15 protein-coding genes are annotated in these 19512 nt (G+C 46.6%); 8 read left to right on the top strand and 7 right to left on the bottom strand.

Annotated features, from left to right (window positions below; all coding sequences use genetic code 11):
• The first annotated feature begins 1091 nt into the window (after positions 1-1091).
• Positions 1092-1235, top strand: coding sequence for an N-acetylmuramoyl-L-alanine amidase (locus tag ACWJAO_RS10280; protein WP_449140181.1), 144 nt, complete (start codon positions 1092-1094; stop codon positions 1233-1235).
• A 45-nt stretch (positions 1236-1280) separates the two neighbouring features.
• On the opposite strand, the gene ACWJAO_RS10275 is transcribed toward ACWJAO_RS10280, so the two are convergent.
• A complete protein-coding gene (locus ACWJAO_RS10275; protein ID WP_449140180.1) occupies positions 1281-2573 on the bottom strand; it encodes a transglycosylase SLT domain-containing protein in 1293 nt (430 codons plus the stop codon).
• 73 nt (positions 2574-2646) lie between these two features.
• Here ACWJAO_RS10275 and hisG point away from each other — a divergent pair, with 73 nt between their 5' ends.
• The 3 genes from hisG (at position 2647) to hisC (ending at position 5964) form a co-directional block, all read left to right on the top strand.
• The gene (hisG, locus tag ACWJAO_RS10270; RefSeq protein ID WP_144153142.1) at positions 2647-3498 is read left to right on the top strand and encodes an ATP phosphoribosyltransferase; all 852 of its coding nucleotides are present in this window, start codon (positions 2647-2649) and stop codon (positions 3496-3498) included.
• 94 nt (positions 3499-3592) lie between these two features.
• Positions 3593-4879 carry a histidinol dehydrogenase gene (gene hisD, locus ACWJAO_RS10265; RefSeq protein WP_449140179.1) on the top strand — a complete coding sequence of 429 codons (1287 nt, stop codon included), beginning with the start codon at positions 3593-3595 and terminating at the stop codon, positions 4877-4879.
• A gap of 50 nt (positions 4880-4929) precedes the next feature.
• Positions 4930-5964, top strand: coding sequence for a histidinol-phosphate transaminase (gene hisC, locus ACWJAO_RS10260; RefSeq protein WP_144153146.1), 1035 nt, complete (start codon positions 4930-4932; stop codon positions 5962-5964).
• 76 nt (positions 5965-6040) lie between these two features.
• On the opposite strand, the gene ACWJAO_RS10255 is transcribed toward hisC, so the two are convergent.
• The 5 genes from ACWJAO_RS10255 to ACWJAO_RS10235 all read right to left on the bottom strand — a co-directional run bounded on the left by ACWJAO_RS10255 (position 6041) and on the right by ACWJAO_RS10235 (position 12361).
• Complete coding sequence (locus ACWJAO_RS10255) at positions 6041-8362, bottom strand: YgiQ family radical SAM protein (RefSeq protein WP_449140178.1); 2322 nt, start codon at positions 8360-8362, stop codon at positions 6041-6043.
• Between the two features lie 10 nt (positions 8363-8372).
• The gene (locus tag ACWJAO_RS10250; protein ID WP_022121198.1) at positions 8373-8714 is read right to left on the bottom strand and encodes a hypothetical protein; all 342 of its coding nucleotides are present in this window, start codon (positions 8712-8714) and stop codon (positions 8373-8375) included.
• A 34-nt stretch (positions 8715-8748) separates the two neighbouring features.
• On the bottom strand, positions 8749-11397 hold the full coding sequence (locus ACWJAO_RS10245) for a golvesin C-terminal-like domain-containing protein (protein ID WP_449140177.1): 2649 nt from the start codon (positions 11395-11397) through the stop codon (positions 8749-8751).
• 91 nt (positions 11398-11488) lie between these two features.
• Positions 11489-12046, bottom strand: a complete 558-nt coding sequence (locus ACWJAO_RS10240; RefSeq protein ID WP_022121200.1) for a 1-acyl-sn-glycerol-3-phosphate acyltransferase — start codon at positions 12044-12046, stop codon at positions 11489-11491.
• 42 nt (positions 12047-12088) lie between these two features.
• A complete protein-coding gene (locus ACWJAO_RS10235; RefSeq protein WP_117586172.1) occupies positions 12089-12361 on the bottom strand; it encodes a hypothetical protein in 273 nt (90 codons plus the stop codon).
• Between the two features lie 194 nt (positions 12362-12555).
• Here ACWJAO_RS10235 and ACWJAO_RS10230 point away from each other — a divergent pair, with 194 nt between their 5' ends.
• Both ACWJAO_RS10230 and ACWJAO_RS10225 read left to right on the top strand, forming a co-directional pair.
• A complete protein-coding gene (locus ACWJAO_RS10230; RefSeq protein WP_144153154.1) occupies positions 12556-14205 on the top strand; it encodes a diphosphate--fructose-6-phosphate 1-phosphotransferase in 1650 nt (549 codons plus the stop codon).
• Between the two features lie 66 nt (positions 14206-14271).
• Complete coding sequence (locus ACWJAO_RS10225) at positions 14272-15123, top strand: GH25 family lysozyme (RefSeq protein ID WP_287850090.1); 852 nt, start codon at positions 14272-14274, stop codon at positions 15121-15123.
• Between the two features lie 111 nt (positions 15124-15234).
• Here ACWJAO_RS10225 and prmA read toward each other — a convergent pair whose 3' ends face one another.
• A complete protein-coding gene (gene prmA, locus ACWJAO_RS10220) occupies positions 15235-16107 on the bottom strand; it encodes a 50S ribosomal protein L11 methyltransferase (protein ID WP_288573158.1) in 873 nt (290 codons plus the stop codon).
• 283 nt (positions 16108-16390) lie between these two features.
• Here prmA and ACWJAO_RS10215 point away from each other — a divergent pair, with 283 nt between their 5' ends.
• Both ACWJAO_RS10215 and ACWJAO_RS10210 read left to right on the top strand, forming a co-directional pair.
• Positions 16391-17386 carry a hypothetical protein gene (locus ACWJAO_RS10215; protein WP_449140176.1) on the top strand — a complete coding sequence of 332 codons (996 nt, stop codon included), beginning with the start codon at positions 16391-16393 and terminating at the stop codon, positions 17384-17386.
• 137 nt (positions 17387-17523) lie between these two features.
• Positions 17524-19122, top strand: a complete 1599-nt coding sequence (locus tag ACWJAO_RS10210; protein WP_449140175.1) for an OmpP1/FadL family transporter — start codon at positions 17524-17526, stop codon at positions 19120-19122.
• Positions 19123-19512: the final 390 nt, after the last annotated feature.

Raw genomic sequence — 19512 nt, 5'->3', positions numbered from 1 at the left:
AACGCCCCGTTCCTGCCGTTTTCGGGGTCTTCATTGATGACCGGCGCCTGCCATCATTTATAACCCGTGTTGGTCTTAAGAGAAGACCCGAGCAAGGCACAAAAGGCTGTTCTTTCGATTGCCGGTGCAAAGATACAACATTTTCGGGCAGAATACAAGCTTTACCCCTAACTTTCTATGTGAGAAAAGTTATAAGTAGCTGTAATACAATAAGTTCTATTGATTTTCTATCTGAACTTTATTGCAAATAACAGAAAATACGCTGAAAAAGTACAATGGAGAACTAGAATAGTAAAGCGGTCATTTCCGGTCATGGTCATTTTCGGTCATTTTTAAAAAGAGTTTGGTCATTTTGAGCTATAGTAAATATAAATAATTATTTATATTATACTATAGATGACCTTTTCTCCCCCCGAAATGAAAATGACCGGAAATGACCATGACCGAAAATGACCAGATTATAATCTTAAAAAAGAGAGAATATAATATGATGCGATGTGAGCTAAAATATTGTGTATTAGTGAAGTATATGCTTTATGTGTGAACTATCTTTAATCTTTTCTGTATAGTAATAATCTACATTCTCTAGTGCGGAATACTGTCCGTTACACCGTTCTACACCCCATTTTTCTGCTTTCTGCTTATCGAATTTTGTCAAAAATATCTACCTTCTGAGCTTATTTTAAGGTCCGAGGAGGGGCATTTTTCACTCCTAGAAGAGGGGTAAACATCTCCCAGAAACCTCTTATTTTGCATTTTTCCGTTAAATAACGTGATAAAATTCTTGGGTTTGCTAACTTTTTATTATCTTTGCTAGTAGATTATAAAATATTGACGTAGCAATAGTCCGGAAAGCTAGAAACTACATAATAACAATACTAAGATGGAAGGCGTAACTTATTGTTGTATAACTATTTAGTTTGTGTATTTTGTGTGTTAGGTGAAGTACATATATTGGGATGTGGATGAAATATATATTTACTTTTCAAATAATAGAATTCGCTTTTTATGCATTTCCCCAATACCTATTTTCAGCGATAAAAAACGGAAAAATCAGAGTTTTCTGATTACATAAACCCGTTTTTTAGCCCATGAATAGCCGATTTTGCACTTTAATTTATGCCCTCATCGAGCAGCTGAAGGAAGAATTCCCGTTAGCTACGATTCATGGTCATAATGAGTTTGCCAATAAAGCCTGTCCCTGTTTTAATGTAAAGAAGGAGTGGGGGAAGTAATGTATAAAAGCAGATAGGGAACGCACGTGCGTTCCCTATTTTATATTATATATGGTACTTATTCTGGTAATGGCGCTTGGATTTTACAGGGGCTCCATGGAAGGAACCGCTGCCCATACCGCTGCCACGAAGACTCTCATGGAAGCCTGAACTACCGCTATATTCACCCCAGCGGGCTCTGATTCTATCTACATAATTAACCGTCTCCGTGCCTCGCATGTAACCATGTTTCACTACCGGATCTGTGTAATAAGCCGGTTGAGAAAGGCGCAGAATATAATCGCGGATCACGCCCCAGTTGTGCGGATTCTGACCATGTTTGCGAGCCAGCGCCATCGCATCTTTGATGTGGAAATGGCCACCATTATAAGAAGCAAGGGCGAAAAGCATGCGCTGGAAAGGGTCGCCCACGTCAGAGAAATGCCCCTGCAGTTCCGCCATATATCTGGCTGCCGCAGCCACATTCGCCTCAGGTTCATGAATCATGCTCATCGGCAAACCCAGATGGGCAGCCGTGCCTGGCATAATCTGCATCAGTCCGCAAGCTCCAGCCCATGACTTCGCATTCGGGTCGAAACAGCTCTCCTGATAACATTGGGCAGCCATCAGCCGCCAGTCCATGCGAGCCGTTCCGCTATAGCGCTGGAAGAGGTGGTCGTAGCGGGAAATAACACCCTTAGAACGGTTCAGGAATGGTGAATAAACGTGGCGGCGCACGCTGGCAGAAGAAAGCAGCCACGATTCTTCCTGCCTGACCTGAGCAATCAGCTTAGGCTTAAACCAGCCGTTCAGGGTGTCGGCAAGACTCTTGTTACCGTTCAGCACAGCCCATTGGGTTCGGGTGCTGTCGGGCGTAACTCCACAGAACAGCAGGTTGCCTCTGGTCTGTTTTCGGGGTAGGGGCACGGCAATCACATCACCTTCTCCCTTCTCCAGTTTGCGCACCATTTCAGCCGTATCCTTACATTCTTCTACACGTAACGACACGCCAATCTGCTGGGCAAACTTCTCGCAGAGCAGATATTGCAGTCCCATTCCGTGGCTGTGGTAATCATAATAGGTAGTAGGGCCGTTAACGGTAAGCATAATGAGCTCACCATTGGCCTGAATATCTTCGAGCGAAAGCCCCTTGCTGGTTGAAGCAGATTTCTTTTCATCGCCATCAGCCCCGTCAGAGTTGTCAGCATACTCCATTTCGCCTACGGGAGTTCCCCATGGCGTAAGCTCCTGCTGCGGTTTCTTGTCGGCACAGGCAGCGAGCAAAAATAGTGCATATAATGCGTATAAATATCCTTTATTCTTCATTTCAGCTGCAAAAGTACGAAATATTTTGCACATAAGTGAGAAATTATTTGTTTATTCTAATAAAAATATGTACTTTTGCAATGTTTTTCAAACAAAATATAGAAATATGTTACGAATAGCAGTACAAAGTAAGGGTCGTCTTTTCGACGACACCATGAATCTCTTAGCAGAGGCTGACATCAAAGTAAGCGCCTCTAAACGCACCCTCCTGGTGCAGTCAAGCAACTTTCCTCTCGAGGTTCTCTACCTTCGTGATGATGATATTCCTCAGAGCGTAGCCTCTGGTGTGGCAGATATCGGAATCGTGGGCGAGAACGAGTTTGTTGAGCGTGGAGAGAATGCGCAGATTATTGACCGTCTGGATTTCAGCAAGTGTCGCCTGAGCCTCGCCATTCCTAAGAAGATTGATTATCCGGGATTGCAATGGTTCAACGGCAAGAAGATTGCTACTTCTTACCCTAACATCCTGCGCAAGTTTATGAAGAAGAACAACATCAATGCCGACATCCATGTCATTACGGGTTCTGTAGAAATCAGTCCGGGCATCGGTTTGGCTGACGGTATTTTCGATATTGTAAGTTCTGGTTCTACTCTGGTCAGCAACAATCTTGCTGAGGTTGAGGTGGTGATGAAGAGCGAGGCTCTGCTCATCGGCAACTGGAACATGGACGAGGAGAAGCATGAGATTCTGAACGAGATGCTGTTCCGCTTCGAGGCTGTACGTTCTGCACAGGACAAGAAGTACGTGATGATGAATGCTCCTAAGGCAAAGGTTCAGGAGATTACAGAAGTATTGCCAGGCATCAAGAGTCCTACGATTATCCCATTGGCTGATGAGGAATGGTGCTCTATCCACACCGTGCTCGATGAGAAGCGTTTCTGGGAAATCATAGGCAAGTTGAAGGAACTCGGTGCACAGGGCATCCTGGTAACACCAATCGAAAAGATGATATTATAATAATGTGTAGTGTTTAATGTGTAATGTTTATTTAGAGACATTATGCGTTAAAAACTAAACATTAAACATTAATAATTAAACATTAATAATAGGAATGAAGGTAATAAAGTATCCTGCAAAGGAGGAATGGAGCGAGATTGTAAAACGCCCACACCTGGATGTTTCGCAGCTGAATGCGACCGTACAAGGTGTACTCGACGATGTGAAAAACCATGGCGACGAAGCCGTGAAGCGTTACGAGGAGAAGTTTGATCATGCCCATCTCGATTCTTTGGCTGTGACTGACGCTGAAATCGAAGAGGCAGAGAAAATGGTTTCTCAAGAACTGAAAGACGCTTTGCACCTCGCCCATCATAACATTGCCGCATTCCATCATAGCCAGAAGTTTGATGGTGTAAAGGTTGAAACTTGCCCGGGTGTAACCTGCTGGCAGAAGAGTGTGGCTATAGAGAAGGTGGGATTGTATATCCCTGGAGGTACTGCTCCTCTCTTTAGCACCGTTCTGATGCTGGCTACTCCTGCCAAGATTGCGGGATGTAAAGAAATAGTACTGTGTACTCCTCCTAATAAAGAGGGCAAGGTGAACCCGGCTATCCTCATGGCGGCAAAAATTGCAGGCGTGAACAGAATCTTTAAGGCGGGTGGCGTTCAGGCTATCGGAGCCATGGCTTACGGTACGGAGAGCGTGCCTAAGATTTATAAGATTTTCGGTCCGGGCAACCAGTTTGTCATGGCTGCCAAGCAGCAGGTTTCCCTGCACGATGTGGCTATAGACATGCCTGCCGGTCCGTCTGAAGTTTGTCTTATTGCCGACGAAACAGCCAACCCTGTGTTTGCTGCTGCCGACCTATTGTCGCAGGCTGAACATGGTTTTGATTCTCAGGTTTTCTTCATTACTACATCTGAAAAGGTGTTGGATGATGTAAAGAATGAAGTTGAAGTACAACTTGAGCGCTTGCCACGTAAGGAGATGGCACAGACCTCGTTAGATAACTCTAAGTTTATCCTCGTGAAGACCGAAGAGGAAGCAATCGACCTCTGCAATACTTATGCGCCGGAGCATCTGATTATCGCCACAGCCGATTACGAGCAGCTGGCAGAAAAGGTAGTGAATGCAGGTAGTGTATTCCTCGGAAACTATGCGTGCGAAAGTGCAGGCGACTATGCAAGCGGTACGAACCATACCTTGCCAACCCATGGTTATGCTTTGGCTTACAACGGAGTGAACCTGGACAGTTATAATCGCAAAATCACCTTCCAGCATCTTACAGAAGAAGGTATTCGTAACATTGGAAATGCTGTAGTGACCATGGCGGAAAATGAGCAATTGGAAGCTCATGCCAATGCGATGAGACTGAGAGTGAACAGTTTGAAACAATAGGGTGAAACGGGGAGTTGTAAAGATACTTCTTAATAGTTTTTGAAAGAAAAATGAAAGAATTGAAAGATTTGTGCCGAGAGAACATCTGGAATCTGGCACCTTACAGTTGCGCACGTACGGAGTTTGCAGGCAGAAATGCCCGCGTCTTCCTCGACGCCAATGAAAACCCATATAATGACCCTTACAATCGCTATCCTGATCCGCTGCAGGTTGAACTGAAGAAGCAGATCAGCAAGATTAAGGGTGTGGCTGAAGAGAAAATCTTCCTGGGCAACGGTTCCGACGAGGCCATCGATTTGGTTTACCGTGTATTCTGCCGCCCGGGCAAGGATAATGTAGTAGCGATTGCACCTACTTACGGAATGTATGAAGTTTGTGCAGACATCAACGATGTGGAGTATCGTTCTGTATTGCTTGATGAAAATTATCAGATTTCTGCCGGAAAACTCCTGGCAGCCTGTGATGAACAGACAAAGGTTATCTGGTTCTGCAGTCCGAACAATCCTACGGGCAATCACATCAACCGCGAGGCAATCGTAGAGGTGTTGCAGAAATTCCAGGGTATTGTCATCATCGACGAAGCCTACAGCGATTTCTCTTCGGAGCGCACATTCCGCAGCGTGCTCGACAGATTTCCCAACATGATTGTGCTCAACACCATGAGTAAGGCATGGGGCTGTGCAGCCCTCCGTTTGGGAATGGCTTTTGCGAGCAAGGAGATTGTTGACCTATTTAATAAGGTGAAATATCCTTATAACATCAATCTGCTTACTCAGGAGCATGCGCTGGAAGTGATGAAGAATCCGCTGAAGGTTGACGAATGGGTAAAGAACATCCTGCAGGAGCGTTCTAAGGTAATGGTTGCATTCCTGGATCTGCCTATCTGCGAGAAGGTTTATCCTACTGATGCAAACTTCTTCCTGGCTAAAATGACCGACGCCAACGCCATCTATAATTATCTGGTGGCACAAGGCATTATCGTAAGAAACCGCAACAAGGTTCAGTTGTGCGGCAACTGTCTGAGAATTACGATAGGAAACAAGAGCGAGAATGCTGAATTACTCGGTGCTTTGAGACAGTACTAAATTATTTTGGGAAAATTCAGTATATAATATGAAAGAGGGTGAGTCATAAATATATGATTCACCCTCTTTTTAGCATTTATCTTCTTCTGCCTCTACCTTCATTTCTTCCTTGATTTCCACGACCTTGATTTCCACGACCGCCGCGTTCGTTCTTATCCCCGCTATTATAACGGTTCTTGCGATTGTGGTTGTCGTTGTCGAAATTAGGGTTGAAACTCTTTTTCTTCTTGTCCTTGAAGAAGCCGGCACCCTGGTCTTTCTGATTTCTCAGCTCGGCTCTGGCCGCTGCTACGGCATCACGGATGTTGGCATTCGAAGGCTTACCTGATTTTAGAGATTTTCCGTTATTCAGGTATTTCTCCTCATCATAGCAACCCACATTGCCATATCCCTTTGGGGCAAAGCGGTCAGACGCATTTCTGCCACGGCTTTTTCCTGCATTCGGTTCAGAAGCATTTCTGCCAGCTCCACGCTTGCCTTTAGCACCTTTTCCTACACCTGGATTATCGTATGTAGAGCCTATCGCCTTATCGTCATAATGCGTCTTCTTACCCTTGAAACTGCCACCCATGCTCTTCCTGTCGTAGAGTTTGTCGATGAGGTCGGCTCTGCCTATCCGGCGAAGTTCACTCTCGATGGCGCGGCGCTCTTCAGGCTTGTACCAGAAGAAGAACATGCGCTGGGCAAGCTTCTCTTTCTGAGTCTTGGCGCTGAAGACCGGCTCCAGGGTGTAAGGATCGTACCCCGTGTACCAGGTCTCGGTAGAAATGGTCATAGGAGTAGGGGTGAAATCCTGCACCTGCTCCAGATGGAAATCCAGTCCCTTCGTAATGACGGCAAGCTCGGCCATGTCTTCTTCATGACAGCCCGGATGCGAACTGATGAAGTAAGGAATGATCTGCTGGTTCAGACCTTCTTCCTTGTTGATCTTGTCGAAGATGCGCTTGAACTCGTAGAAGAGGTCGAACGATGGCTTGCGCATGAACTTCAAGACCTCCGGACTCGTATGTTCGGGAGCCACCTTCAGTCGGCCGCTCACGTGCTTGGTAATCAGTTCGCGCGTGTATTCTCTAGCCGCCTGATTCACCTTTTCGTCCTTGCTCTTATGCAGCAGAAGGTCGTAACGCACACCACTACCAATGAAGCTCTTCTTGATTCCCGGCAAAGCATCTACAGCATGATAAATCTCCAGAAGCTTGCTGTGGTCGGTATTGAGGTTCGGACAAATCTGAGGGTTTATACACGACGGGCGCTTGCAAACTTCGCAGGCTTTCTGATTCTTGCCGTGCATTCCGTACATGTTGGCAGAAGGACCGCCCAAATCGCTCAGATAGCCCTTGAAATCAGGCATCTCGATGATTTTCTTCACCTCCTTCAGAATGCTCTCCTTGCTGCGGCAAACCACGAATTTTCCCTGATGGGCAGAAATGGTGCAGAAAGAACAGCCGCCGAAACAGCCACGATGAAGGTTCACGGAGAACTTGATCATCTCGTAGGCAGGAATGGTCTTGCCCTTGTATTTAGGATGAGGCAAACGCGTATAAGGCAGGTCGAAAGCCGCATCCAGTTCCGCGGTAGTCATCAGCGGGAAAGGCGGATTTACCACTACATATTTGCCGTCAACTTCCTGAATCATGCGCTGAGCATGCATCTTGTTGGCTTCTTCCTCCAGATGGCGCACGTTCTCAGCCTGTCCCTTCTTGTTGTGGAGACATTCTTCGTGGCTGTGGAGGATGATGTCGTCGTCCTTGAAACCGCCCGGAATCTCACTTTCCTTGCAGTAGAAAGCCACCTGCGGCATTTCGTGGATTTGGCTAAGCGTCTTGCCTTCTGCAAAGGCATTGGCTAGTTCTACGATAGAACGTTCACCCATTCCGTAGAGAATGAGGTCGGCGCCCGAATCGCAGAGAATGCACTTGCGGAGCTCGTCTTTCCAATAGTCGTAGTGGCTGATGCGGCGCAACGAAGCCTCAATACCGCCTAGTGCTACAGGTACGTCGGGAAAGAGTTTCTTCAGTATCTGCGTATAGACGATAGATGGATAGTCGGGGCGCATGTCGTGGCGGGAGTCGGGACTGAAAGCGTCCTCGCTACGCATGCGGCGGTTGGCCGTGTAGCGGTTCACCATCGAGTCCATGGCGCCCGGAGAAACACCAAAGAAGAGGCGAGGGCGACCGAGTTTCTTGAAGTCTCGGAAATCGCCGTGCCAGTCGGGCTGGGGAACGATGGCTACCCGATAGCCATTGGCTTCCAGTATTCGTCCGAGGATGGCAGGGCCGAAGGATGGGTGGTCAACGTAAGCATCTCCTGAAAAGAGGATGACGTCGAGTTCGTCCCATCCGCGCAACTCGCATTCTTTCTTGGTGGTAGGTAAGAAATCTGTTAACTTATAATCCATTCAATATTTTTTAATCATTTACTGCGTCTGGTTCTGCATCAGCTGCAGCCTCAGCCTGCTTCTTGTCTTTCCAGTCAACGTAGAGCAGAACGAGGTTGTGAAGACCGAGCGCCTTCATGTTCTGATTGTAGATGACGTCGAGACAGAGATCGAGCAACTCCTTATCCTTGATGTCGCTGCTCTCGAGGAGTGAACGCACATTGAATTTCAGTTTATCGAGCACTTCCTCGTCGATAATGCCGTTGCTGTCTACGAGGTTGCGGAGTAACTGATACTTTTCGATGGTCTCTAAATGCTGGTCGCTCACTTCGATAGAGCGAGTGCCAGACTGGTTGGCTTGAATCTTATACATAAGCTTAAAATTTTTTATCTGTTTTACTTTGAATTTAATCTGTCAGAAATTTGAGAATGCCGAGCAACACGCTGGTGCGGGTTCTTTCGTCGATGATGCATTCCAACGGGAATCCCATGACGAAGCTGCGGTAAGTAGTGCTCTTGTAGGCAACCGCCGCACTCGTTCCCGTATCGTATTGCATCGCCGTGAAGGCGTAATTGCCAACCGGGTTCAATATCTCGGGATGGGTTGCCGCATAATGCTGGGCATTCAGCTCGTTATAATAGCTGAACTGCAGACCTAAACCCTTGACGTTAGGCGAAGTGTAGACAATACTGTCTCGTTCTGTTACGGTTGAATCTTCGGGATTGATGTCCCTGGTGATGACCGTAGAACCTGTAGGCTCATAGCTGAGTTTCAGAATATCGCTCAGGAACGCCTGTTCCTCTTCAGTCTGCATGTCGCTTCCGGTGTAAGAACCGCTTATCAGGATTCTGCCGCCTTGGCTGGCGTATTGCCTGATGCTGTTCTGCAGGGCAGGCGTGAACGACTTGAAGAAGGCGTGAGTATAGCCGTCATGGCGCTCCAGTCCGTTGATGAGGTCAACTGCCTGATAGTTCTTCATCTGAACCCTGCCGCTGGCGATGACTTCGCTCGAACAGCTGGAAATATTATATTTGCCCGAAGCTGCAATACTTGTAGCATGCGCCTGAACGTAGTTGAAGTCGTTGCCTGCCACAAACTTGCCAATCATTTCGTTGCCGCTGAAACCGAGTCCGAAACTGGTTTCGTTGCCCATTCTGCTTCTGTCGAACACCTGTTGCTTGCCGCTCCATCCCGCCGTCAGTCCGTAGCTTACGCCCGGATCCTGATTGAGGTCGAATCCCTGCTTTTCCTCATCGTCCACGACCTGCGGAGAGGCAAGGCGATGGAAATTGTTTACGATGAGCACAGACTTGCTGGCAGCAGGATTATAGAGCACAGAGAGGGTTTCGGTGGTGAAACTTTCTCCTCCTGCATTAACCGCAGCCACCTTAAAATGGTAAAGCTTGCCCGGTTCCAGCTGCATCTGGCAGCGGGTGGTGTTCACGATGGTTCCGTTGTCAAAACCGCCTTGTCCCTCAGCTTTATAAATAATGTAAGAAGTAGGGCGGGCAGATGGTTCCGTCTTGTCCAGCTGGGCTGTCCATGAGAGTAGGGCAATACCTTGGTTCTGCGTAACGCTGAAGTTCTGCGGAGCCAGCGGCTGGACCACGTATCGGGTTCCATGATTGCTGTTTACGAATCGCAGGATAGTTTTGTAGATGGAGCGTGCGATATAGAACTTTCCGAGCGGATCCTGAGCAATTCTCATGTCAGGGAAATTCTGATGTGAAAGCATTTCGAGAATAGCCGACGGAACTTCCGGCAGACGGGTTTCAGAATAGTTTCTGTCCCATAGGTAGCGTTTGCCGAATTCTCCGAACTGAGCCGTCAGATCCGTAACGAGATTATCACGCAGAGCCCTGGCGAAATCCTTGGATGTGAATCTTGAGATTCCGCTGTTCAGCATTCCGTCATTATAATCTGTAGTGCAGATAGCAAGGGCTCCAAAGGTAGATTTTCCGTCCTTATTATAACCCGCATCACTATGAAGTGCCAGCGAGAGTTCTATAGGCACGTGCTTGCCATTTTTGGCAGGCATGTACACCGAACCGCCGCCCAGCCAATTGGTCATCAGCGAACGGGTGTTGATGTCGTCGGCGTAATCATTTTCTCCCTTTCTGCCTCCATAAACCTTATAAGGAGCACCAGCCCATTGGGCGTAGTATCTGGCTCCTTCCAGGCAACGGGGCAATCCACTGGTATAACCGCCACGCTCTATGTTTCCCATGCCGCCGCCAAAGCGGACAGCATCTGTAGTTACTACTCCACGGCGTGAAGCCTTGTTGGTGCAGACCACGCGGTTGAACTCGTTGCAGCCCTTGTCGAAATCGAAGGTGCCCAGATAAACCCAGGTGCCTCCGCCCATGCGCTGGTTAACGGAAAACTCCGTGGCTTCGCCCTTGTGATAAACGATGTATTTTGCATCGCTCACGCTCTTAGGGAGCGACTGGTAGCTTACGTAGACTGCGTATTTGCCGGCTTCCTTGAAACGGGGCTGGTAGCTTACCTGGCTGGTTTTCTTGCGCTTGGTAGCCTTCGCCTGTCTCACGGTTCCCATGCGGAACGGATTTTCCCCATCTTTCAGTCGGGAGCGGTTGGCAAAACCGAGCGAATCACAGTTTTTCCATCGTTTGCTCGCCTCCTTTTCGAAATAATAAACCGACTTGACATCATCATCATTATCGATGACGATTTCGTTCGTCTGCCAGTCTCTTTCGCGGGGTGTGAAGACGATGGCTCCCGCATTCTGGAGCATCGGGATGAGGTAGGGCACGACGATGGTTTGGGTAAAGAGATCTTCGTTTGTGCAAAACAGGTTAGGGCGTTGCCATTTCCATACATCTCTGTCGGCATAATAATACCGTCCGTGCGAGGCCCATAGCGAAAGGTGCCTATTCTGTAGTCCTGCCGTAACGAAATAAGGGCGGGAAACATTAAACACCCATGGGTCGCCGTCATAATTTATGCCTTGCCATGCGCCGCTGTTAGCCTCGTCGTAGATAGGAAAAAACGATTTGCCGTTAGCCTGAAGCGAAGCTCCAGCGGCTAACAGCAAACTGCTTATCAAACAATATGTTATGTTTTGGTGTTTCACTTTACGAATACTCCTTCTTTAATAGCTGACTAAACCGTTATCTTCTTAACGTTTAATCAATATTTCCGATTGTGAACTTCTCCGGTTTCTTTCCTTTGAAATCCTTGAAGTACAACTTGATTTCACGCATGTCTTTGTCAACATCTCCTGACGGGATAATCTGCCTGGTGCATTGGATGACCTTCTTCTCATAGTCAAGCCCATAGAGATGGATAGGCAGATGCGCCTTGAGGGCTATGAAATAGAATCCCTTTTTCCATTCCGGGTTGAGCGAGCGGGTACCTTCGGGCGTAATGCACAGTCCGAAAGCCTTCCGCTTATCCGCTTCTGCAGCCAGATTATCCGTCATGCTAGTATGTTTGCTTCTCCACACAGGAATACCTCCCATCTTTCTGAAGATAGGACCTAGCGGCCAGAAGAACCATTCCTTTTTCATGAGGAAATTACATTTGATTCCCTCAGCATGGGCAAAGAGCTGGCCCAGTATCAGATCCCAGTTGCTGGTGTGCGGAGCCATGCAGATAATATACTTTTCAGGAAGCTCCTGGGTGATAATTTTCTTATAGCCCAAGCGCTTATACAATATCCATTGACAAATTCCTTTTACCATATATATAAATAGGTGTATTTCCTGATTCTGATGATGAAAGGATTATGCCAGGTTTGAAATCTGGTCGATGATTTCGCTCACCTGCTTGTTGAAGTCGACTGTGAGTTTCTTATAATATTCACCCTTCGTGATTCCCGGTTCCGGGTGAGACACGCGGCTGATGTAATCGCCGTTGATCATGACGATAGCTGAAAGAATGCCATCCACATCTTCCTGTGTAGGCTTACCATTATACAAAGATGCAGCTACTGTTTCGGCGAAAAGTTCGCTTGTAATGTAGTTGATCGTGCGCTTTAAATCTCTTTTATTAGCCATAATTCTTTTCTCCTAATTAATGATTAATTAAAAATATCGCTCAAAGATAATCATTTTCTTTGAAATAACATCATTTTTTCGGAAAAAATGTATCTATTAACGCATTTTTAGCATTTTTCTTTCCGTATCTCGCAGAAAAGAGTTATTTTTGCAGATGTTTTTGAAGTTTCAACTAATTAAAATAAAAACGAATTATGGAAAAAAGTGCATTGCAGATTGCAAGAGCTGCTTATCAGCCAAAATTGCCTAAGGCTCTCCAGGGCCCAGTAAAGGCAGTTGAAGGTGCAGCAACACAGTCAGTAGGTAATCAGGATGAAATCAAGGCGTTGTTCCCTAACACTTATGGAATGCCTGTTATTACATTCGAGGCAGGTGAGGCTAAGGAACTTCCTGCTTTCAACGTAGGTGTTATCCTCTCAGGTGGTCAGGCTCCTGGCGGTCACAACGTGATTTCTGGTCTCTTCGACGGTGTGAAGTCTCTCAACCCAGCTAACAAGCTCTATGGTTTCATCCTCGGTCCTGGTGGTCTCGTTGACCATAAGTACATGGAGATTACTTCTGAACTCATGGACGAATACCGCAATACTGGTGGTTTCGACATCATCGGTTCCGGCCGTACCAAGCTTGAGAAGGAAGACCAGTTTGAGAAGGGTATTGAGATTCTTCGTGAACTCGGCATCAAGGCACTTGTCATCATCGGTGGTGACGACTCAAATACCAATGCTTGCGTTCTCGCAGAATACTATGCTGCCAAGAAGTATGGCGTACAGGTAATCGGTTGCCCTAAGACTATCGACGGCGACTTGAAGAACGAGCAGATTGAAACTTCTTTCGGTTTCGATACAGCCTGCAAGACATATTCTGAGCTCATCGGTAACATCGAGCGCGACTGTAACTCAGCACGTAAGTACTGGCACTTCATCAAGCTGATGGGTCGTTCAGCATCTCACATTGCTCTTGAGTGCGCTCTCCAGACTCAGCCAAACATCTGCTTGATTTCTGAGGAGGTAGAGGCTAAGGAAATGTCACTCGATGATGTTGTTACTTATATTGCAACTGCAGTAGCTAACCGTGCTGCTGAGGGCAATAACTTCGGTACTGTTCTCATCCCAGAGGGCCTGATCGAGTTCATCCCAGCTATCAAGAAGCTCATCGCAGAATTGAACGAGGTTCTTACAGACCCTGCAACAGGCGAGAGCCGTGAGTTTGCAAGTGCTGAGGAGCAGATTGCATTCGTTAAGGGTGCCATCGCTAAGGACAACCTCGCAGTTTTGGAGTCTTTGCCAGCAGACGTAGCTCGCCAGCTTTGCCTCGACCGCGACCCTCACGGAAACGTACAGGTTTCTCTCATCGAGACAGAGAAGTTGCTTTCTCGCATGGTAGCTGAGAAGTTGGCTGCATGGAAGAAGGAAGGCAAGTATGTAGGTAAGTTCTCTGCTCAGCATCACTTCTTCGGTTACGAGGGACGTTGCGCAGCTCCTTCTAACTACGATGCTGACTACTGCTACTCACTCGGTTTCAACGCTTCACGCCTCATCGCTAACGGCAAGACCGGTTACATGTCAATCATCAAGAACACAACAGCTCCTGCAGCAGAGTGGATTGCAGGTGGTGTGCCAATCACTATGATGATGAACATCGAGCGTCGTAATGGTGCTAACAAGCCAGTTATCCGCAAGGCTCTCGTTGAGCTTGACGGCGCTCCATTCAAGTTCTTCGCTTCTAAGCGTGATGAGTGGGCTAAGGAAACAGCTTACGTTTATCCAGGTCCTATCCAGTACTGGGGTCCTTCTGAGGTTTGCGACCAGACCACAAAGACTCTCCAGTTGGAGCAGGCTAAGTAAAAAATAGAATAAATATTTTTTTATATGTCAACAAGACGAACGGCTTCTTCACAGAAAAAGAGTGCCATGGCGAGAAAGAAAACTCCTCGGCGTGGCGGCTCCCGTGGTAGAAGGCGTTCGTCTTCTTTTTTACAACGCTATCCCCGTTGGGCGTGGTGGATAGGCGGAACGGCTGTTATCGTGCTCTATGTCTTTCTGTTCTATCATTTCTTTGTGGGTCCAACAGGTTTCCGCTGGCGTGCGCTTTATGGAGATGCAGAATATCCTGAAGGTTACGAGATTCACGGAATTGATATTTCCCATTATCAGGGCAAGATAGACTGGGAGCAGCTCAAGAATGCGATGATCAAGGGTTGTCCTGTGCGCTTCGTCATCATCAAGAGTACGGAAGGTTCTTCACGGCTGGATGAGAATTTCCGCGAAAACTTCAATCAGGCTCGCGATTTCGGCTTCATCCGGGGTGTTTATCATTTCTGGAGCAATAAGTCGACGGCACGTGAACAGGCTTATTATTTCCTAGACCAGGTTCATCTTACGGATGGAGATTTGCCTCCGGTACTGGATATTGAACATAAGCCGGCAGAAAAGAGTGTGGAGGATTTCCAGCGTGACGTGCTTACCTGGCTGCATATTGTAGAGGATAAGTATCATGCTAAGCCTATCATCTACACCTATTATAAATTCAAGGAGCAATATCTGAGTGCGCCTGTCTTCGAAGATTATCCTTACTGGATAGCCCACTATTATGTTGACAAGGTTCAGTATAAGGGCAAATGGAAGTTCTGGCAGCATACGGATGTGGGCAAGTTGCCGGGCATTAAAGGCTACGTAGATTTCAATATTTACAACGGCAGTTATTATGAGCTCAAGCAGCTCTGCATAGGAAGCAATAATAATGAAAAGAAATTCATGGAATAAAGGTTGGACTTTTGGCAATATGCGAAAATCCAACCTTTATTCGTATGTTTTAATCTGATATTTCTGATTTCAGATTTTTCGTTCTGAATGTTTAGAATCAGAAAAGAATCTTTATGAACCTAAAACAAGGCAGGCCCAATTGTTGTCAATCTGTCTGTTTATTTCATGCATTCCCAGTTCTTCTGCTTTCTCCAGGAGTACAGGAATATCTTCTTCGTAGAAGCCGCTCAGGACCAGGGTTCCGCCGATGTTCATCACGCTACGGAAAGCGCGCATGTCGTTGAGCAGAATGTTGCGGTTGATGTTGGCTAAAACCAGGTCGAAAACGCCGCTGATGTGGTTGATTACCTGACTGTTGCCAAAGAGTACTTCCATGTTAGTTACGCCGTTGAGCACGGCATTATGCTTGGCATTTTCCACGCTCCACTCGTCAATATCGTAGCCTACCACGTCTTTCGCTCCGAGTTTTGAGCAGGTGAGGGCAAGGATTCCCGTACCCGTTCCGCAATCCAGAATGCGCTTGGTTCTGATAGGCATGTGGAGCAGCTGGGAAATAATCATGCGTGTGGTTTCGTGGTTTCCTGTTCCGAACGCCAGTTTCGCCTCAATACCTATTTCTATCATGTCGGGTCTGTTGCTCGTATCGGGATAGAGTTCGGGATGTTTCGCATCGTAAATCACCACCTGGTTGTCCACATAAATTGGTTCGAATCCCTGTTCTTCCCATTCCTGGTTCCAATCCTTGTCTTCTGCATCTTTCACCTCGTAGGTAATTTTCGTATCCCCGATAGGGAAATCAGCAATATAGGCATCCAGCATCTCCTTGTCGAAGAGTTCTTTCTGCACATACGCTTCCAGTCCGGTTTCTGTTTCTTCAAAAGATTCAAATCCGGCTTCGGCTGCACCATCGGCAAGCAGATCCTGAGAGGCCTGCATCAAGTCGGCAGTCGTTTCAATAGTGAATGTTGCTACTAAATATTTCATATTTAATTTGTATTAATTTCTTGTCTAAAAACGCCTTCGAATGTTCAAAAAAGCTAGATTTCTTTTAAATCTTCTGCAAAATTATAAAAAAATAGGGGAAAACCTACAATAATTTAGGGAAATTCTGTATTTTTGCATAAAGATAAGCAATATTTTTGCATCCAGATTATTATATAATCAGAAAAAGGCTCTTTCGGGAGACTTCTTCCTGATGATTTAAGATGATTCGGGAAGAGAAAAATGAAGAAAGAAAAAGAGAAAAAATAAATAGGAGAACAGAAATATGAAAAGAAAGTATCTTCTTGCAGTCCTTATCGCAACTGCGATGCCACTCACTTCGATGGCACAGGACGATGACCTCTACTTCAATCCGAAGAAGGAGGCCAAGGAAAAGGCTGAAAAACGGGCTCAACTCCAGCGCCAGTATGCTGAGCAGCGGGCTCGTAGAGATAGTATTTACCGTCTGTTTTGGAGCGGAAGCAACCGTTCGGTAGATGAATACAACCGGGGCGGAAGAATCTTCAGCCATTATGAGAATGTAGGGAAAGATTCCCTGGGCAACGACATCATCCAGTTCCATGTGGGCAAGGGTGTAGCGCCTGACAGCATTTATGATGATGCTTACTTCGCCCAGAAGTATGCTGACAGGGATGAGGATTTCGTTCGCACACGCGAGATGAGCCGTTGGGATGGCTTCTATGATCCATGGTTCTACGATTATTATGGTTACGGTCCATACTATTGGCGCAGCCGCATGTGGGGCTGGCACAATCCATGGCGCTACGGCTATTATGCCGGCTGGTATGATCCTTGGTTCGATCCTTGGTACGATCCATGGTATTATGGCTATTGCGGATGGTATGGTGGCTGGTACGACCCTTGGTATTATGGCTGGGGCGGCTACTACAACCCTTGGTATTGGGGCGGTCCGATATACGGACATGTTAGTTATGGCGGACGTAATTCGGGCGGTTACGCCGGAAGCAGAACTTTCCGTTATAATGGCGATAAAGGCTATGCTGGCAACAGTACTTACCAGAGCAACAGAAACCGTAATTTCGGCGGTCGTATAAACGATAACGGCCGTTACAATAACGTTCGAAACAACAATAATAATACCAACAACTTCGACCGCAGCAACTTCGGTGGATTCGGAAACCGTAGTGGAGCAAGCTTCGGAGGCGGAACGCATTCCGGTGGCGGAAGCTTTGGCGGCGGAGGAGGTAGCTTCGGAGGCGGTAGCCGTTCCGGTGGCGGCGGCTTTGGCGGAAGAAGATAGTCGCTTTTAAAGTTTAAAGTTAATAGTTTATAGTTAATAGCTAGGGCTTTGTTCTGAGGATGAAGACATTTTTCGAAAAATGAAGAGGTTTATCAGAAAATGAAGCCTTTAAGAATTAAGTGAAGAATTAAGAGATTATGAAGAATTTAAAATATTTATTCCTGGCTTCTTTGGGACTCATGTCAGCCCCAATGTTGGCTCAGGAAACTTATCAGGATACTAAGTTTGCAGAGAATTCCCTTACGGGAACTGCACGCTATGTAGGTATGGGTGGAGCTATGGAAGCCTTGGGCGCAGATATTTCTACCATCTCCAGCAACCCTGCCGGTATTGGTCTGTTCAGAAAGAGCATGGCCAGTCTATCGGCTGGCGTTGTGGCTCAGCCTGGAGCTGATACAGAACTCAACTTCGATAAGACTCCGTTCGGCTTCGACGGAAAGAAATCGGTTCCTAGTTTCGACCAGATCGGTTTCGTATGGGCTGCAACAAATGGCGATTCGAATGTAAAGCTCAACTTCAGTTTCAACTACCACAAGAGCACCAATTTCTCTCAGATTCTTTCTGCAGCCAATTTCCTCAACGGAGCATCTCAAACCAAATGGGCTTCTGCAAAAACGGCTTACGCTAAAGAGTTGGATGAGAAACATGGTAAAGATGCAGGCGATCAGGTTTGGAATGCGGTAGACGCCAACTATAATGCGTTGATGGGCAAAGACGAGGATGGAAACCAAATGACCTACGATGGTCGTTCGTTCCTCTTTGGTCAGTATCAGAAGGGCTACATAGGCGAATATGATTTCAATATTAGCGTGGGCTTCAACGACCGCGTATGGTTGGGCTTCACCTTGGGCATTCATGATGTTCATTACCGCAACAATTCTGTTTATACAGAGAATTATGTGGCTGATAAGGAGGCTTATGGAACAGCTTGGGAAAGCCAGCGTATCACGGGTACCGGTTATGATGCAAAACTGGGTGTTATCTTCCGTCCGGTAGAAGATTCTCCTTTCCGTATTGGTGCTTACGTCAATTCGCCTGTATTCTATGATTTGTCGATGGATGGAACAGCTGATCTTGAACTCGTTGACAAGAACTTGACGGATGAAAACGGCAATTATGCTGATGCCGGAAAAACAAACAGTTCCAGCCTCGATTATCGTCTGAACACGGCTTGGAAGACTGGTATCAGTTTGGGTCACACCATTGGCGGCAATCTTGCTCTGGGCGCTACTTACGAGTATGCATGGTACAATCACATGGATAATCGTGTGAAGGATGGCGGTTATTATGATGGTTATTGGGATGAATATTATGAAACCAGTTCTAGCGATGAAGTCATGAATGACCACACCAAGCAGTCGTTGCAAGGCGTGAGCACGCTTAAACTGGGTCTGGAATATAAGCCGATTAATATGTTGGCGCTCCGTTTGGGTTACAATTACGTTTCTCCGATGTTTAAGGAGAGCGCAGACCGCGACCAGACCATTCCTTCTCAGGGAACAATCTACGCCACTTCTACAGATTACACAAACTGGAAGGCGACTAACCGATTTACGGCCGGCGTAGGTTTCAACTACGAGAAGCTTTCTATTGATGTGGCTTACCAGTACAGCTGTCAGAATGGCGACTTCTATCCATTTGCTGCTTGGGAGAGCCTTGGTGCGAATGCAGCTCCTGTAACCAAGGTTGACAACAAGCGCCATCAGTTGTTGATGACAGTTGGCTATAAGTTCTAAAATGTGAAGGTAGGGGAGTTATTGATTAAATAATGTGAAATCCCTAAGAAAATGCCCGTTTTTAGAAAAAAAGTTGGGAAAAAGTTTGGTAGTTTCATATAAAAACCCTACCTTTGCAATCAAGAAGTCGAGATGATTTCGTGTCATAGGTTAGATTTAGTTTGAGATGCTGATGTATCTCATTCTCTTAAAAATATTAGTTTTTTTAGTGGTTAATTTAGTTTTAGTAAGTATGTTTAGGGTCTGTTGTGAAACAGGCCCTATTTTTGTTTGACTAGCATGTGTGTTGTCTAATGGGTGCAAGTCCCTAACGAGCCCTAGTAGTGGGAATCGTCTAGCCAGAGAGACAAGGGTGTCCGTGGTGACGCGGAATCTGAAAGAAGTCAGCGG

Source organism: Segatella sp., assembly GCF_977051555.1.
This window is presented reverse-complemented; position numbering and strand designations above follow the sequence as displayed.

Bases quoted from the DNA above. Each gene is read 5' to 3' on its own strand.
- ACWJAO_RS10280 (WP_449140181.1), top strand. From the start codon at position 1,092: ATGAATAGCCGATTTTGCACTTTAATTTATGCCCTCATCGAGCAGCTG.
- ACWJAO_RS10275 (WP_449140180.1), bottom strand. From the start codon at position 2,573: ATGTGCAAAATATTTCGTACTTTTGCAGCTGAAATGAAGAATAAAGGA.
- hisG (WP_144153142.1), top strand. From the start codon at position 2,647: ATGTTACGAATAGCAGTACAAAGTAAGGGTCGTCTTTTCGACGACACC.
- hisD (WP_449140179.1), top strand. From the start codon at position 3,593: ATGAAGGTAATAAAGTATCCTGCAAAGGAGGAATGGAGCGAGATTGTA.
- hisC (WP_144153146.1), top strand. From the start codon at position 4,930: ATGAAAGAATTGAAAGATTTGTGCCGAGAGAACATCTGGAATCTGGCA.
- ACWJAO_RS10255 (WP_449140178.1), bottom strand. From the start codon at position 8,362: ATGGATTATAAGTTAACAGATTTCTTACCTACCACCAAGAAAGAATGC.
- ACWJAO_RS10250 (WP_022121198.1), bottom strand. From the start codon at position 8,714: ATGTATAAGATTCAAGCCAACCAGTCTGGCACTCGCTCTATCGAAGTG.
- ACWJAO_RS10240 (WP_022121200.1), bottom strand. From the start codon at position 12,046: ATGGTAAAAGGAATTTGTCAATGGATATTGTATAAGCGCTTGGGCTAT.
- ACWJAO_RS10235 (WP_117586172.1), bottom strand. From the start codon at position 12,361: ATGGCTAATAAAAGAGATTTAAAGCGCACGATCAACTACATTACAAGC.
- ACWJAO_RS10230 (WP_144153154.1), top strand. From the start codon at position 12,556: ATGGAAAAAAGTGCATTGCAGATTGCAAGAGCTGCTTATCAGCCAAAA.
- ACWJAO_RS10225 (WP_287850090.1), top strand. From the start codon at position 14,272: ATGGCGAGAAAGAAAACTCCTCGGCGTGGCGGCTCCCGTGGTAGAAGG.
- prmA (WP_288573158.1), bottom strand. From the start codon at position 16,107: ATGAAATATTTAGTAGCAACATTCACTATTGAAACGACTGCCGACTTG.
- ACWJAO_RS10215 (WP_449140176.1), top strand. From the start codon at position 16,391: ATGAAAAGAAAGTATCTTCTTGCAGTCCTTATCGCAACTGCGATGCCA.
- ACWJAO_RS10210 (WP_449140175.1), top strand. From the start codon at position 17,524: ATGAAGAATTTAAAATATTTATTCCTGGCTTCTTTGGGACTCATGTCA.